This window comes from Mucilaginibacter humi, from assembly GCF_013087555.1.
Genome location: NZ_JABFCR010000045.1, coordinates 1 through 13,537 on the forward strand (window position 1 = coordinate 1; position 13,537 = coordinate 13,537).

Annotated in this window: 23 protein-coding genes and 3 pseudogenes; 15 read left to right on the forward strand and 11 right to left on the reverse strand. The window is 44.2% G+C overall.

Translation table 11 applies throughout. The features are described 5' to 3' along the window. The 3 genes from HK413_RS10020 to HK413_RS10030 all read left to right on the forward strand — a co-directional run. Positions 1-249: hypothetical protein (locus HK413_RS10020; protein ID WP_217452218.1), on the forward strand; the 249-nt coding region annotated here is incomplete at its 5' end. Between the two features lie 3 nt (positions 250-252). Further along, entirely contained in the window at positions 253-582 is a 330-nt protein-coding gene (locus HK413_RS10025) for a YnfA family protein (protein ID WP_175270081.1), read from the forward strand. 417 nt (positions 583-999) lie between these two features. Beyond that, entirely contained in the window at positions 1,000-1,176 is a 177-nt protein-coding gene (locus HK413_RS10030) for a hypothetical protein (protein ID WP_175270082.1), read from the forward strand. 157 nt (positions 1,177-1,333) lie between these two features. Here HK413_RS10030 and HK413_RS10035 read toward each other — a convergent pair whose 3' ends face one another. From HK413_RS10035 to HK413_RS10075, 10 genes and pseudogenes are all read right to left on the reverse strand, one after another. Then, positions 1,334-1,609, reverse strand: a complete 276-nt coding sequence (locus HK413_RS10035) for a glycine cleavage system protein H (RefSeq protein ID WP_317169459.1) — start codon at positions 1,607-1,609, stop codon at positions 1,334-1,336. A gap of 10 nt (positions 1,610-1,619) precedes the next feature. After that, a complete protein-coding gene (locus tag HK413_RS17860) occupies positions 1,620-1,928 on the reverse strand; it encodes a metallophosphoesterase family protein (RefSeq protein ID WP_246230230.1) in 309 nt (102 codons plus the stop codon). Beyond that, a complete protein-coding gene (locus tag HK413_RS17865) occupies positions 1,925-2,284 on the reverse strand; it encodes a metallophosphoesterase family protein (protein ID WP_246230232.1) in 360 nt (119 codons plus the stop codon). Before HK413_RS17865 ends, HK413_RS17860 begins: the two co-directional genes overlap by 4 nt. Positions 2,285-2,311: 27 nt before the next feature. Further along, positions 2,312-2,992, reverse strand: a complete 681-nt coding sequence (locus HK413_RS10045) for a metallophosphoesterase family protein (protein ID WP_317169464.1) — start codon at positions 2,990-2,992, stop codon at positions 2,312-2,314. 88 nt (positions 2,993-3,080) lie between these two features. Next, positions 3,081-4,167 (reverse strand): annotated as a pseudogene (gene arsB, locus HK413_RS10050) (ACR3 family arsenite efflux transporter). Positions 4,168-4,210: 43 nt separating this feature from the next. Further along, complete coding sequence (locus tag HK413_RS10055) at positions 4,211-4,447, reverse strand: hypothetical protein (protein WP_175270083.1); 237 nt, start codon at positions 4,445-4,447, stop codon at positions 4,211-4,213. Beyond that, on the reverse strand, positions 4,419-4,670 hold the full coding sequence (locus tag HK413_RS10060) for a hypothetical protein (RefSeq protein ID WP_175270084.1): 252 nt from the start codon (positions 4,668-4,670) through the stop codon (positions 4,419-4,421). Before HK413_RS10060 ends, HK413_RS10055 begins: the two co-directional genes overlap by 29 nt. Next, positions 4,658-4,837 (reverse strand): hypothetical protein, encoded by a 180-nt coding sequence (locus HK413_RS10065; RefSeq protein WP_175270085.1) that lies wholly within the window; start codon positions 4,835-4,837, stop codon positions 4,658-4,660. Before HK413_RS10065 ends, HK413_RS10060 begins: the two co-directional genes overlap by 13 nt. 187 nt (positions 4,838-5,024) lie before the next feature. Next, positions 5,025-5,590, reverse strand: a pseudogene (locus HK413_RS22230) (DUF6428 family protein). Between the two features lie 56 nt (positions 5,591-5,646). Beyond that, positions 5,647-5,976, reverse strand: a complete 330-nt coding sequence (locus HK413_RS10075) for an ArsR/SmtB family transcription factor (protein ID WP_175270106.1) — start codon at positions 5,974-5,976, stop codon at positions 5,647-5,649. Between the two features lie 137 nt (positions 5,977-6,113). Between HK413_RS10075 and HK413_RS10080 the strand changes: the two genes are divergently transcribed. The 11 genes and pseudogenes from HK413_RS10080 to HK413_RS10125 all read left to right on the forward strand — a co-directional run bounded on the left by HK413_RS10080 (position 6,114) and on the right by HK413_RS10125 (position 12,287). Beyond that, positions 6,114-6,431: a helix-turn-helix domain-containing protein gene (locus HK413_RS10080; protein ID WP_217452219.1), complete on the forward strand. Its 318-nt coding sequence runs from the start codon at positions 6,114-6,116 to the stop codon at positions 6,429-6,431. A 3-nt stretch (positions 6,432-6,434) separates the two neighbouring features. After that, positions 6,435-6,785: a hypothetical protein gene (locus HK413_RS10085; RefSeq protein WP_175270086.1), complete on the forward strand. Its 351-nt coding sequence runs from the start codon at positions 6,435-6,437 to the stop codon at positions 6,783-6,785. Between the two features lie 195 nt (positions 6,786-6,980). Then, a complete protein-coding gene (locus HK413_RS15335) occupies positions 6,981-7,292 on the forward strand; it encodes a ParA family protein (RefSeq protein WP_217452220.1) in 312 nt (103 codons plus the stop codon). Beyond that, on the forward strand, positions 7,289-7,549 hold the full coding sequence (locus HK413_RS15340) for a ParA family protein (RefSeq protein ID WP_217452221.1): 261 nt from the start codon (positions 7,289-7,291) through the stop codon (positions 7,547-7,549). The genes HK413_RS15335 and HK413_RS15340 overlap by 4 nt, the downstream gene beginning before the upstream one ends. 70 nt (positions 7,550-7,619) lie before the next feature. After that, positions 7,620-7,877 carry a hypothetical protein gene (locus tag HK413_RS10095; protein ID WP_175270087.1) on the forward strand — a complete coding sequence of 86 codons (258 nt, stop codon included), beginning with the start codon at positions 7,620-7,622 and terminating at the stop codon, positions 7,875-7,877. Positions 7,878-8,055: 178 nt separating this feature from the next. After that, positions 8,056-8,478, forward strand: a complete 423-nt coding sequence (locus HK413_RS10100; RefSeq protein WP_175270088.1) for a plasmid mobilization protein — start codon at positions 8,056-8,058, stop codon at positions 8,476-8,478. Next, positions 8,433-9,194 carry a relaxase/mobilization nuclease domain-containing protein gene (locus tag HK413_RS10105; RefSeq protein WP_175270089.1) on the forward strand — a complete coding sequence of 254 codons (762 nt, stop codon included), beginning with the start codon at positions 8,433-8,435 and terminating at the stop codon, positions 9,192-9,194. Before HK413_RS10100 ends, HK413_RS10105 begins: the two co-directional genes overlap by 46 nt. Then, positions 9,191-9,712, forward strand: coding sequence for a hypothetical protein (locus HK413_RS10110; protein WP_175270090.1), 522 nt, complete (start codon positions 9,191-9,193; stop codon positions 9,710-9,712). The genes HK413_RS10105 and HK413_RS10110 overlap by 4 nt, the downstream gene beginning before the upstream one ends. Further along, positions 9,699-11,628, forward strand: a pseudogene (mobC, locus tag HK413_RS22235) (conjugal transfer protein MobC). The gene HK413_RS10110 and the pseudogene mobC overlap by 14 nt, the downstream one beginning before the upstream one ends. Before the next feature lie 42 nt (positions 11,629-11,670). Next, a complete protein-coding gene (locus HK413_RS10120) occupies positions 11,671-11,808 on the forward strand; it encodes a TetR/AcrR family transcriptional regulator (RefSeq protein ID WP_175270091.1) in 138 nt (45 codons plus the stop codon). A 95-nt stretch (positions 11,809-11,903) separates the two neighbouring features. After that, entirely contained in the window at positions 11,904-12,287 is a 384-nt protein-coding gene (locus tag HK413_RS10125) for a hypothetical protein (protein WP_175270092.1), read from the forward strand. 87 nt (positions 12,288-12,374) lie between these two features. On the opposite strand, the gene HK413_RS10130 is transcribed toward HK413_RS10125, so the two are convergent. Continuing rightward, a complete protein-coding gene (locus HK413_RS10130; protein WP_175270093.1) occupies positions 12,375-12,593 on the reverse strand; it encodes a helix-turn-helix domain-containing protein in 219 nt (72 codons plus the stop codon). Positions 12,594-12,973: 380 nt separating this feature from the next. Here HK413_RS10130 and HK413_RS10135 point away from each other — a divergent pair, with 380 nt between their 5' ends. Then, on the forward strand, positions 12,974-13,531 hold the full coding sequence (locus HK413_RS10135) for a TlpA family protein disulfide reductase (RefSeq protein ID WP_217452223.1): 558 nt from the start codon (positions 12,974-12,976) through the stop codon (positions 13,529-13,531). The last annotated feature ends 6 nt before the right edge of the window (positions 13,532-13,537 follow it).

A 13,537-nucleotide genomic window follows, 5' to 3' on the forward strand; every position in this document is an offset into this window, starting at 1 on the left:
AAAAGAACCGTGATCGCACAACTAAAAAATATTATCTTGGAAAAAGTTGAGCTAAGCGATGGCTTCTCTTATAAGTTCAGCAATACGGATGCCACCATTGATCTGCTGGCCAATTTTATAAAGACAGAAAGGGAATGCTGCGATTTCTTTAATTTCAATATGTTTGTGTCAGGGGATCAGTATATCCTATTGGATATATCCGGTGCTGATGGCATTAAAACATTTATACACAATGAAATTGGGCTATAACGCATGACGTGGATAAAATCATTTTTACTTTTTATCCTGGCGGGTATTTGCGAGATCGGCGGCGGCTATCTGATCTGGCAATGGTTAAAGAACGATAAACCCTTTTGGTGGGGCATCGCTGGCGGGATCGTCTTAGTGCTGTACGGCGTAGTAGCTACCTGGCAAACGGCAGACTTCGGGCGGGTTTACGCAGCCTACGGAGGTATATTTATCATCATGGCTTTAATATGGGCCTGGAATGTGGATGGCTTCAAACCTGATAAATGGGATGTGATCGGTGCATTGATCGCTGTGATCGGTGCCTGCATTATTATCTATATGCCGAGAAAATAATGATATTTGATCAATGAAATTTTTGGCCCTCCTGCTTATTGGTTGTATGCTTTTCCTTTCCTCGTTTCCGGGATCAGGGAGTGCAGTACCTGTAGCGGCTAAAATGGATTGCTGTAAAAAAGTGCCGGGAAATCTGCCTGTCATCACAAGCCGGTAAAAGATCAAAGAGACGGCTGTGAGAAGCCTGGCTGTAATATGCTTTTTCATGCAGCATTTGCGGTTTTGTACCTGTAGGGCAATTGAGATTGCAGGCCCGCTATTCATTGCTTCTTCAGAAACCAGTCCCTATTTATAAGATCGGTGATCTATCCGCTTACCATAAAGTCGACTGGAAACCGCCGAAAGCCTGTTAAATAATGCCCGAACAACCTAAACCGTTGTATTATTCAATTATTTAACATTTAAATTTAAAATCAGATGAAAAAGATAAGTTTAAGTATGCTGGCGATATTATTCGCGGCTACCTCGTTAATGGCCAATGTTAAAGTTCCTGTTAAAAAAGCAAAAGCTAAACAGGCTACCTGTACCAGTTGCCCTAAGGGTCAGAAGTGCACTAAGGAAAAATGTGCAGATCTGTCGAGCTGCTGTAAATAACCAAGCTTAAGAAGAGAGCCCCTTGCCATCCGGCAAGGGGCTTTTTATGGGATTACCCGGTCGTTATCGCGCTATATTGCTCAGCACCAAGTAACAGATTCGTTTCTGCGGGGTCGGTAATTTCGATCCTGATCATCCGGCTTCAGCAAAGGGATCGCTATTCACTAATTCCGGCTCTTTTACCAAAGCGGAGGTTAATTTCAATCACCTTGCCGGTAACAGGCATGAACAGGTCGCTGGTGGTCTTCACAGCCTCAATGGAGCCGAATACGGCGTCGGCCTTAAAGGACTGGCCAACACTCGGTAGGTCTACGTAAACGATCTCACCCAATTCGCTTTGCGCAAAATCGGTGATGCCGATGGTACCGGTCTGCCCGTCAATTTGCAGCCAAGTATGTTCTTTGGAATACAGCAGGTTTTCTGGAACGTTCATAGGGTATGATTTAATAGGCTTTTCGTAATCTGTCGGCCAGTTCATCCGGTAAGGGGCTGTCTTCAACCGCTTTGGCCGCTTTTTCAATATCGTAGCTGAACCGGATAAATTCAACGGATATACTGTCCCTGCTTTCACGCGAACTATGCTCATCGATAGTCAACAGCGCATAACAGCCCATCGGGTTGCCATCTTTCGGTTTGCCGACCGAACCGATATTGATCACCTGTTTATAGCTGCTGTCATCGTTCAGCACCCGGTGGTACGGCTTGTGGGAATGGCCAACACATAGTACATCGGCTTTGGCTTCGTTCATCATGTCCAGTACGTAGCTTTCCTCCGGTCTTCCAGCACGTATTCGTCGATACTGCGGGTACTGCCATGCGCCAGGACAATATTCAGATGATCGTTGTTAAGTTGGTATTCCAGTGTGATATGTGCCGGCAACTGGCTAAGGTATGACCTGTTATCATCCGAGACTAACTCATAGGCGTAGCCTTGAGTTTTCAGGTCATGGTTACCAGCCAGCGTTGCGATACCACGCCTGCGAACTTCCGCGATGATCTCATTTGGCCAGATGTTGTACCCGATCAGGTCACCCGGGCAATAAACCGCATCCGGTTTGCGGTCATCCAGGTCAGCCGGGGAACGCTTCGAATGCCGGAAGATTGGCATGGACATCAGAAAATAATGCGATCCTCATTAGCCGTTCCTTAACATAGCTGCGTATTCATTCGGAAGCGGGCTGTCCTCCACGGCTTTGGCCGCTTTTTCCACATCATACGCAAAGCGGATAAACTCGGCCTGAACGCTGTCTTTATCTTTGATCGAGCTGTTTTCATTGATATGCAATAAAACATAACCGCCCCGGGGGTCTTTATCTTTGGGCTTTCCTACCGAACCGATATTGATCGCATGACGGTAGTGGGTGTCTTCGGTGATCGCTGTGGGCAGGATGCGGTGATAGGGCTGGTGCGTATGGCCGAAACACAGTACATCCGCATCGGCCCCTTCCATAATACGCAGCATACTTTTCTCGTCCCGGTCTTCAAACAAGTATTCATTTACTTTGCGGGGACTGCCGTGGACAAACAGCACATTCAATTTATCATGGTTTAACTGGAACTCTAAACGGATATGCGCCGGTAAGGTGCGCAAATAAGCCCGCTGCTCATCTTTTACGATCTCATTGGTATAAGCGATGGATACTTTACCTAAAGCCTTTTCCTCGTCCGTTTTATAGGCGCAGCCGCAATCATCACTATGGCGGCCTATGCCAAAGTCGTAATTGCCCGTGATGCAGGGAATATTTCTTTTACGGATCTCATCAATAACTTCATTGGGCCAGATGTTATAACCTACCAGGTCGCCGAGACAATAAATGGCATCGGGCTTTTGTAATTCAACGCCGGCAAAAAAGCCTCGAGCGCCGGTAAGTTGGCATGTATATCTGAAAAAAGTGCGATCTTCATTATTCTACAGCAGTTAACGTTTTAGGGGTATAATATTTCTTACGGAAGTAAAAGGCCAGGTTGACCAAGGCTATCAAGGCAGGTACTTCCACCAACGGGCCGATCACCCCGGCAAAAGCTTCACCGGAGTTGATACCGAATACGCCTATAGCTACTGCTATGGCCAATTCAAAGTTATTTCCTGTTGCGGTAAAAGCGATGGATGTTGACCTTGAATAATCGGCACCAAATGACTTGCCTATAAAAAAGCTCAGTACGAACATGATGGTAAAATAGATCACCAAGGGTATAGCAATACGCAATACATCAAAAGGTATCTGCACGATCAGATTACCCTTCAGGCTAAACATTACGACAATCGTAAATAATAGCGCGATTAAAGTAACAGGTGAAATGAACGGAACATATTTATTTTGGAACCATTCCTCTCCTTTGATTTTGATCAGTGTATAACGACTGATGACCCCTGCTGCGAACGGTATGCCCAAATAAATGCCGACACTTTTAGCGATCTCACCAATCGTGATATCGACCGCTAATCCTTTCAGCCCGAATAACGGCGGAAGTACAGTAATAAACAGGTAAGCATATACGCTGTATAATAACACCTGGAAGATACTGTTCAGCGCAATAAGCCCCGCAGCATATTCCCGGTTGCCCTCAGCCAGTTCGTTCCACACGACGACCATCGCGATACAGCGGGCCGGGCCGATCAATATCAGGCCAACCATATAGGCAGGATGGTCACGTAACAGTGTGATAGCTAAAACGAACATCAATACCGGCCCAATGATCCAGTTGAGGATGAGCGAAGCGCTCAATACTTTAGTATCCTTAAATACCTCACCCATGTTCTCGTATTTTACTTTTGCTAATGGTGGGTACATCATCAGGATCAGGCCGATAGCCAAAGGGATATTGGTTGTCCCGCTGGAAAAGGAATTGATAAATCCGGATGATGAAGGAATAAAGTAACCGATGCCCACACCAATAGCCATCGCCGGGGAATATCCAAAGGGTTAGGTAGCTATCAAGGAAGCTTAGTTTTTTGCGTTCGGCCACCGGGGCACAGTTGTTTGCTGACATAATTTATTGCGTATATCGTGTTTTAATGTGAATTGAGTATTAACTACTTCCAGTTTTCTTTGAATTTTGTAGCGGCAAAAAGCATTTCCGCTGTGATCAGTTTAGCTTGTGCGTCGTACTGCTCATCGGATGCACCTGCAGGCATGGCCTGATATTTCAATTTCACTGCGAACTTATCCGGGCTGGCCAGCAAGGTCGCTGCGTCCTCCTGCACCAATATATGGATCGCCTGCGGATTGGACGGCGAGGTTTCAAAAGTTACCGAGCCGCCCCTGGTCATTGTATTTCGCTTCCTCATTATTTACTTTAAAGCCAAGCTTCGCCAATGCCGGTGCAACCTTCGCAGAGGTCGAAGTTCCTATGAGGAACAGCTTAACATCGTTGATGCCGTAAGAAGCCAGCGCTGTTTTCAGTACAGCCTTAGCCACTTGAGCGCTAAAGCCGTCATTGCCGACTAACTCAACGATTACCGGTAGTTTTTTGCCTTTGGTCACAATACCCAATTGCTGGACGCCGCTGAGTACTTCTTCGCGGCTACTGCTGATGGGATTACTTTTTTAAGTGCTTTAAAAGTTGCTGCCAGTTCAGGGTAAACCGGATCGGCGGCAGGTGCAAAAGCTGAGCTTACAACCAGTAAGCCTGCTATGAAAAGTAAGGATAAGTGTTTCATGACTATAAGTTTTATGGTTTAATTGGTTTATTGCTATTTAACGATAGATACGAGCAAAAAGATTAGATAACCTGTTCGCTTTCCAGTGTTTCGGACAGGTGGGTTAACGGAAGCCTCTCGGCTGCCAGTAACTTGATCACTTGTTCTCTATAAAATCTGGCCCGGTCGATAATCATAATTGTATTTTTTAGCAGCAGCCTCCGCCCGGTGTGCAGCAGGCTTCGGCAGGTGCAGCCAGGTTCACTAATTGTACTTTCGGCTTTTCGGCTACTGGTGCGCAACATTCCTCGCCGTTATCGTTGGTGCCACAACTGCCGCCACGGGTTTGTGCCTTACATTGTACCGCGTCAGGGCGCAGGTCAACGGTTAAGGCATTGCCATCCACAATCATCTCATTGGGGAACATCTGGCGGGTATCAAATTCAGAATTACCGAACTCGATCTTTACCGTACCGTTGGGGTTAAGCGGCAGCATTTTTTCTACGATGTTGATAATGGATAAAGCTTTGCCCACCTTCATCGAGCGTTCCTGTTGCTCACCTTCCGGCACCCATAACTGAACGATGATCTCTGTCCGGCATTCATCACGCCACCGCAGTCTACCGAAGTGATCGGCGCTTGTTTGATTTCGGTGATATGATAAGCGGCATCTACCAACTTTCCTTCTGCATATTGGAATTGCAGGTCAAGGTCAGGATGCGCTAATAAAGTATCTTTAAAGGTTTTCCAGTTGATCGCTTCTGATTTATTCATGGCTATATGGTTATTGTATTATTGCAATATTGCGATTGATTTGTTTAAATTTTTTTTTAACAGCAGGTGTCTTTCAGATCATAAGCTGCAAAGAAACCACTTAGTTGTTCACGTAGTTCATTCCAAACCGGCGGGTTGATGCAGTAGCAAACGCTAACGCCCTCAATGGTGCCTTGTATCAGTCCGGCATTCTTCAATTCTTTCAAATGTTGCGAAATAGTCGGTTGCGCCAAACCCAACTCATCTACCAGGTCGCCGCAGATACAGGTATTCGATTTGATGATCTCCTGTAAAATGGCGATACGGGCAGGGTGTGCGATGGCTTTCAGCATGACCGCTAACCGGTTCTGTTCTTCGGTGAATATTTCTGTCTTCGTTAAGCCCATATAATTATATTGCAATATTACGATAGATAAACTTAATATCAAAAATCTTTTCAAAAAAAAAAAACACCTACCTCCTGTACCAGGTATGAAAAACTCTTTTTATTCCTATTCAATTTTGTCTGACTAAAACATTGGTTATGGAAAAAGTCATGGCAAATTTTGATAAAAGTGGGAAGGTATTCCGCGATCAATTAATCACAGTAGGCGACCTGATGGTATTTAAAGACCAGTTAGTTGCCGATATCCGATCGATACTGAAAGATCAGGTGAGCAATACCAGAAAAAAATGGCTGAAGGCGATGGAAGTGAGAAAAATGCTCAATATATCTCATGGCAAACTGCAGTCCTTACGCGATAACGGTAAAATACCCTTTACCAAATTAGGGAAGGTTACCTATTACGATGCGGATAAAATAGATGGGTTGATGGAAACGGCAACCATCATTAAGTTTTAAGTTATGCTGAAGCGGAGGGCTAAGCGCAGGATTCTTCATAATGAAGATGCCATCAAAATTGATGCGGACAACCTGACTGCATTTTCGGACTTAGGAATGGGTTGCCATATCCCGCCGCTGGTTGAGCATGTGGCTATTTATTTCCTGCAACAGAATATGTTACTCTCGGATGTACAGGAATTTTACCGGCACTACGAAAACCGGCAATGGAAGACAATCACCGGTAAGCCGCAGAAGAACTGGAAAGTTTTGGCAACAGACTGGATCTACAATGCCGTTCAGCAAAAAAATTGCTGGAACGGCAGGAAGCCAAACGAATTGCCTTCCCTGATACCTGACTACCGGATTATGTAATTACAGCAATATGTAACTATAGAATTATGCAATTAAAGAAATCTGCATTTGTAGAATTACAGACTTACAGCATTACATATTTATGGAAGCCTGTAATTAAGGAAATATGTATTTAACGATTTACAGCTTTATGTATTGATAACAATTTAGAATTACAGACCATGGGAAAGATAATCACAGTGGCCCACCAAAAAGGTGGCGTCGGAAAAAGTACCGGCGATGAACCTGGCGGTTTGTTTTCAGGATCAGTTAAACGTGGCTTTGGTGGATATCGATTTACAGGGCAGTCTTTATCATATTAAAGACGAGTTACTCGGCCTTACGGTATTAGGTAATGAGCAGCTACACGAAATTAAAGAATTAAACTATGACCTGATCATAGTAGACACACCGCCTTATCTGTCGAATAAACTGCCGGAACTGTTCGGCCTTTCGGATTTTATACTGATCCCTACAAAAGCAGGCTTTTTTGATGTAATGGCCATCCGTTCAACCATCGCCCGGTGAAAAATGCGCAGGAAAGACAACCGGGTATTAAGGCTGGTATAGTGATGAACATGATCAAGCCCCGTACGGGGTTAACCAACGAGGTACGTGTGCTTTTAGAAAGCCCGGAAACCCCGCTTTTACAGACCAGGATACATGACCGGGTAAGTATAGCAAGGTCATCAATGACTGCGGGAGTGCTTCAGGGAACTGACGCCAAGGCAAAGGAAGAAATCACTTCCCCGGCCGAGGAGATCGTCAACCGCATCAGTGCATAATTACATAAATACATAATTATGCAGGGTTCATTCATTAGCTAATTAGCTATTTAATAAAAAGACATTAACGATGACAGATTATAAAGATAAGCTGGGCGGTTTAGCAGATAAACTGAAAAAAGAAACCCCTAAAGCGCCTATTCAGGAAGTCCATCCGGTCAGGCAAATTGTCGCCCTTAAGGAAAAGGAAGCCCAGCTAAACGTATGGATTCCGAAGGGGCTTTTAAAGCGGATGAAGTCATACGGGGTAGAGTTCGATATTTCCCTGAAGGATATCAGTATCGAAGCTTTGAGGTGCTATTTAGATAACCAATTAAAGAAATCATAAGGAAACTGAATTGATGGAATGCGGGCATATTAGGATGTCCTGAAGGAGGAGATCGCCTCTTTATAGCAATCAGCAAGATAAACGTTTGTCCGACAAACGGATCTTGCCCTCCCTTCCGAAGTCAGTTCGGGGGCATGGGAAAAATCCTCCGAAGTCGGATTTTTAAAGGAATAGTGAAATGGAAAATGAAACAGAAAACCGGTTAAGGAAAGTCACGACCAGGTTTAAACCGGATGAATTTAAGGTGCTTGACACCCGCTTTAAAAAAACAAGGTTTCGGAAATTAAGCGAGTATATCAGAAGCGTTTTGCTCGAAAAACCGATCACGGTAAATTACCGCGATAAGTCGATGGATGAGATGCTGGAAGAACTCGCATTGCTCCGAAAGGAATTGAACGCCATTGGAAATAATCTTAACCAGGCAGTTCGTCAGATCAATAGCGCACACGGAAATGCGGATAATCGACTATGGTTAAATCTGCTTTCGATAATCGGCAGTAAGGTGGATCCGGCAGTCAGCCAGATCAGGGACCGGATGCAAAATTTCTCGGAATTATGGTCGCAAAAATCAAAACCGGAAGAAGTATCAGCGGTGCAATAAACTACAATGAACACAAGGTGCGGCTGGGCAAGGCAGAGCTAATCTTAGCGCAAGGCTATCTTAAAGATCCTGTCAACCTGACGTTCAGTGAAAAGTTGCAACGGCTGACCGATTTGGCGAAGCGCAATGAGCGCACCCGGGTTAACACTTTGCATGTTTCCTTAAATTTTGCCGTTAGCGAAAATTTGGAAGTGAACACCCTACAGCAAATTGCGGATGACTACATGGAAGGGTTAGGGTTTGGTAAACAACCTTATTTGGTATATCAGCACTTTGATGCAGGGCACCCGCATCTGCATGTAGTGACCACCAATATTGAGCCGGATGGCCGGCGTATCAGCTTTCACTTGCTGGCTAACCGCACTTCTGAAGCGGCACGAAAACAAGTGGAATTAACCTACGGTTTGGTAAAAGCGGAGGACCGGGGCAGGCAGCAAAAGTTTATCGGCAAACCGTTGGAGCAGGTTACTTATGGCAAGTCGGAACTTAAAAGGGCGATGACGAACGTACTGACCCGGTGGTCGGGGCTTACAAGTTTACCAGCATTCCCGAACTCAATGCGGTCCTTAATCAGTATAATATTACCGCTGACCGCGGGTCTAAGGATTCGAGGATGTATGAAAAAAACGGCCTGGTTTATTGGGCTTTGGATGAAAAAGGCAATAAGGTTGGCGTGCCCATTAAGGCCAGCAGCATTTACGGTAAGCCGACTTTGAAGGCATTGGAAGATCGTTTCAGGTTAAATGAGCTGCTCCGCAAGCCATTAAAGGAACGGTTAAAAACGGAAATTGACAAAGCACTGGTATCACCCATAGCCAGGTCTGCCTTTCAAAAACAGCTAACCGGGGAAGATATTCAGGTAATATTCCGGCAGAATGAGGAGGGCCGTTTGTACGGTATAACCTTCGTTGACCATTACTCAAAAGCGGTATTTAATGGCAGCGACTTAGGCAAAGCCTATAGCGCAGCCGCACTTGCCGGCTGGTTTAAATCCGAAACGACTACCCCGGGTCAGCAGCTCGGAAATGAGAGAAGCAGGGTTATCCCGGCTTACAAGTCCGCTGATAATCTCTCAGGTGCAGGACATTCAAACGGTAACGAAGAATCGTTAGTGGATATGTTGTTTAAAGAAGAACAACAGGATATGTCCGCGCTCGGAAGATTACAGCAAAGGAAACGGAAGAAAAAAGAAAAGGACACTCACTTTAAATTTTACCATCATGCAAACAGGTGAAAATGAACAAGCCTTACGTAAGATCATTGATTTTACCAAGGTTATTAAGTATAGGGGTTTTGATCGTGCATTTTTATTTAAGCTGTTATCCGGCCTTCCGGCAGCTCGGTTGGAGCAGGTCAATTGTTGACCATGTGTTATTGCCCCTGTCAAAGATGACCGTGTTTAGAAAAACGCTTTATGCGAAAATATTGGTGCTGATTTTACTCGGGGTGTCGCTGGTCGGCAGCAGAGGGAAGAAGGATGAAAATATCAGGAGCAGGACGGTTTTAACCTATTGCCTTACGGGTCTGCTGCTTTACTTCATAAGTGGTTATTTCCTGAATTTAGCCTATCCGGCACTTACCGTAGCTACCTTATATATTATTGTAACCGTCACCGGTTACCTGTTGCTGCTTTCAGGGGTAAGCCTGCTTTTCAGGATGTTGAAGCTAACATTAGGGAAGGATATTTTCAACCGCGAAAATGAATCCTTTCCCCGGGAAGAGCGTCTTTTGGAAAACGAATACTCCATCAATTTACCGGCAGTCTATAACCTGAAAGGCAAGAGCCGGAAAAGCTGGATCAATATTATCAATCCCTTCAGGGGTACCTTGATCGGCGGTAGCCCCGGTTCGGGTAAGTCTTACTTTGTGATCAGGCACATCATTACCCAGCATATTCAAAAGTGCTTTACCATGCTGGTCTATGATTTCAAATACGATGATCTCACGAAGATAGTTTATAATGCGCTCTTAAGATATGGTCATTTGTACAAGGTCAGGCCAACGCAGTATGTGATCAACCGGAGCAGATCATGCACCGGTCAAATCCCCTCGAACCACACACCATGACCGATATTACCGATGCGATAGATTCAAGCCGGACCATCATGCTGGGGCTTAACCGGGAATGGATAAAAAAACAGGGCGATTTTTTTTGTGGAATCGCCGATCAACTTTGTAACCGCGATCATGTGGTTTCTGAAGAAGTATGAGGGCGGCAGATATTGTACCCTGCCGCATGTTATTGAACTGGCGCAGCTGGATTATAAGGAACTCTTTACGGTCTTGTTACAGGAACCTGAAATAGAAGTATTGATCAATCCGTTTGTATCCGCACGGGAAAATGAAGCTTATGAACAGTTAGAAGGGCAGGTAGCCAGTGCCAAGATCAGCCTGGCCCGTCTATCATCACCGCAATTATATTATGTACTGAGCGGTAACGATTTCACCCTTGACATTAATAATCCCGAAGAACCGAAGATCGTATGCCTGGCTAACAACCCGCAAAAATCCCAGGTTTATGGCGCTGTGCTTTCACTATACATCAACCGGATAAACAAGTTGGTGAACCGCAAGAACCAGCAGAAATGCAGTATGATCTTCGATGAATTTCCCACGATCTATTTTAACGGAATTGATAACCTGATTGCGACCGCGAGAAGCAATAAAGTAGCTGTGACATTGGCGGTTCAGGATTACAGCCAGTTGAAAAAGGATTATGGGCGTGATCAGGCTGAGGTGATCATGAATATTGTAGGAAATATCGTTTGCGGTCAGGTTACCGGCGACACTGCCAAACAGTTGTCCGAAAGATTTGGCAAGATCAATCAGGAAAAGGAAAGTGTTTCCATCAATAGCCAGGATACCTCTGTCAGCAAATCAACGCAATTGGATTACGCGATACCCGCCTCCAAAATTTCCGGTCTTTCTTCAGGTGAATTTGTCGGTATGGTGGCGGATGATCCGGATAATAAGATTGAGTTGAAGACTTTTCATAACGCCATCCAAAATGACCACGATGCCCTGCGACGCGAAGAAGAATCTTACCGGCCAATACCTGCGATCAGGAATGTCGATCCGGAGGAAGTTTATCAATGCTACCAGCAGATCAAACAGGATATTAAAAATATTGTAGATAATACAATACTATGAGTTAACATATTTTCTTAATATTCGTATAATATAACTAAGGCTATGATTGACGATATTAAAAACAAGGAACTGACCAAACGTAAATTGGTCGAGGCCGTTGGACAAGTATTGAAGAGCGAGGGATACGATGGTCTGGGCGTAAACCGTATTGCAAAACAGGCCGGCGTGAGCAAAAACTGATATACCGTTACTTCGGTAACGTCAATCACCTGATTGAGACCTATGTTGTCGAAAATGATTACTGGCTCACATTTTCAAAGAAAATTCAGGAAGCGGTGGATGCGGAAGCGCCCTCCACACTTCAGGGGTTGATTACTGAAGTGCTCAAAAATCAATACAAATATTTCTTAAGTGAGCGGGAAATGCAAAGGCTTATCCTTTGGGAAATTTCAGCTAACAGTCCGTTAATGAAAAGTATACATAACGCCCGGGAAAGCAACGGCCAGGCTATGCTGGAAATGACAGACCCTCATTTCAAAGACAAGAAAGTTAACTTCAGGGCAATTGCAGCTTTACTCGTCGGCGGTATCTATTATACTATTTTACATACCCAGTTTAACGGCGGCATGTTCTGTGATCTGGATATAAGCACTCAGGAGGGTCAAAATGAAATGTTGACGGCCATAGAAGAGATCGTAGGCTGGGCTTTTAAAGATTGAAGATTATAACTGAGACAGTGTTTTAGAAATCTAACAGCCAATAAATCAAAAAAATTAACAATAACTCTTACCTGATATATCGTTCGATTATTGGGTTGGAAGAGTAATATCTTTACATATGTCTTGCAATAAATCACACGGGTTGATATTTATTGATAGCGCAATTTTGTAAAGTTCCTCTACTGTAAGTTTCGTTGTTGAATTATTCGACAACTGAGTTATCCTTGACTTACTTATTCCAGTTTTTCTTGAAATTTCCGCTTTATTAACAGAACGTTTTGATAAAAATAATCCTAAGTCTGTCATTAGTTTCTAAATGCGTTACACTTATTTAGAATTAATGTACACTTGTTTAAATAAATGAAATAAATTTTATGAATTTAGATAGAATTTCTATATACTTGTTTAGAATTTAAAAACAATTTTCAGTTTTAGGAAGAAAGTCATTGCAATATCTCTTTGAGATACATAGAATTATTAGCCGTTCCATTAAGCATAGGTATTGCAAGCCTTGTCTGAAAATCAAATCAAAACCGATCATGAAGACAAGTAAATCAAGTATCTGGCTATTGGTCATTTGTCCGCCTGAATGATTTCCCCCGGACGGCAGCCCGTGTGTCAGTTAATAGTTTTTTTCGGGTTGCCGTTTCTTCCTTTATTTTTTACGCTTAACTAACTAAATGCTCATGAAAAAAATAACGACTTGCATCGTAATGGCATCGCTTTGCCTTAATTTTCGGGGAGTAGCACAGCAACCTACAGCTGCGGCCCCGCTTAAGATCGGTGATCGCGTCCCTGATATTACGCTTACTAATTTACTTTATTACAAGACTACCACGGCTAAACTGGCTGATTTTAAAGGCAGGGCCATATTGCTTGACTTCTGGGCGACCTGGTGCAGTAACTGCATTAACGGGTTACCGCATATGGATTCCCTGCAAAGGCAATTTGACGGCCGGTTGCAGGTATTCCTTGTCAATTGTAAAAAGACAGGTGATGACCTCGGTCAGATCAAAGCGCTATTCAAAAGGATCGGTATCAAACCCAATTTGCCCGTGGCCATCCAGGATACCGCTTGCAGCAGTTACTTCCGGTTCACGGCTTTACCTCACTATGTCTGGATCAATCAACAGGGAGTGGTGGTGGCTATTACCGGTAAAAAAGAGGTAACCGGGGCGAACGTGGATCACCTTGTCCGGTACGGCCATGTCGATCTTCCTGTCAAGTCAGATAAAGTGCGTTAACATTTT

What these genes read in the sequence shown, in the direction of transcription:
- HK413_RS10025 (WP_175270081.1), top strand. Translation starts at nt 253, where the DNA reads ATGACGTGGATAAAATCATTTTTACTTTTTATCCTGGCGGGTATTTGC.
- HK413_RS10030 (WP_175270082.1), top strand. Translation starts at nt 1,000, where the DNA reads ATGAAAAAGATAAGTTTAAGTATGCTGGCGATATTATTCGCGGCTACC.
- HK413_RS10035 (WP_317169459.1), bottom strand. Translation starts at nt 1,609, where the DNA reads ATGAACGTTCCAGAAAACCTGCTGTATTCCAAAGAACATACTTGGCTG.
- HK413_RS17860 (WP_246230230.1), bottom strand. Translation starts at nt 1,928, where the DNA reads ATGATGAACGAAGCCAAAGCCGATGTACTATGTGTTGGCCATTCCCAC.
- HK413_RS17865 (WP_246230232.1), bottom strand. Translation starts at nt 2,284, where the DNA reads ATGCCAATCTTCCGGCATTCGAAGCGTTCCCCGGCTGACCTGGATGAC.
- HK413_RS10055 (WP_175270083.1), bottom strand. Translation starts at nt 4,447, where the DNA reads ATGACCAGGGGCGGCTCGGTAACTTTTGAAACCTCGCCGTCCAATCCG.
- HK413_RS10065 (WP_175270085.1), bottom strand. Translation starts at nt 4,837, where the DNA reads ATGAAACACTTATCCTTACTTTTCATAGCAGGCTTACTGGTTGTAAGC.
- HK413_RS10075 (WP_175270106.1), bottom strand. Translation starts at nt 5,976, where the DNA reads ATGGGCTTAACGAAGACAGAAATATTCACCGAAGAACAGAACCGGTTA.
- HK413_RS10080 (WP_217452219.1), top strand. Translation starts at nt 6,114, where the DNA reads ATGGAAAAAGTCATGGCAAATTTTGATAAAAGTGGGAAGGTATTCCGC.
- HK413_RS10085 (WP_175270086.1), top strand. Translation starts at nt 6,435, where the DNA reads ATGCTGAAGCGGAGGGCTAAGCGCAGGATTCTTCATAATGAAGATGCC.
- HK413_RS10095 (WP_175270087.1), top strand. Translation starts at nt 7,620, where the DNA reads ATGACAGATTATAAAGATAAGCTGGGCGGTTTAGCAGATAAACTGAAA.
- HK413_RS10100 (WP_175270088.1), top strand. Translation starts at nt 8,056, where the DNA reads ATGGAAAATGAAACAGAAAACCGGTTAAGGAAAGTCACGACCAGGTTT.
- HK413_RS10105 (WP_175270089.1), top strand. Translation starts at nt 8,433, where the DNA reads ATGGTCGCAAAAATCAAAACCGGAAGAAGTATCAGCGGTGCAATAAAC.
- HK413_RS10120 (WP_175270091.1), top strand. Translation starts at nt 11,671, where the DNA reads ATGATTGACGATATTAAAAACAAGGAACTGACCAAACGTAAATTGGTC.
- HK413_RS10130 (WP_175270093.1), bottom strand. Translation starts at nt 12,593, where the DNA reads ATGACAGACTTAGGATTATTTTTATCAAAACGTTCTGTTAATAAAGCG.
- HK413_RS10135 (WP_217452223.1), top strand. Translation starts at nt 12,974, where the DNA reads ATGAAAAAAATAACGACTTGCATCGTAATGGCATCGCTTTGCCTTAAT.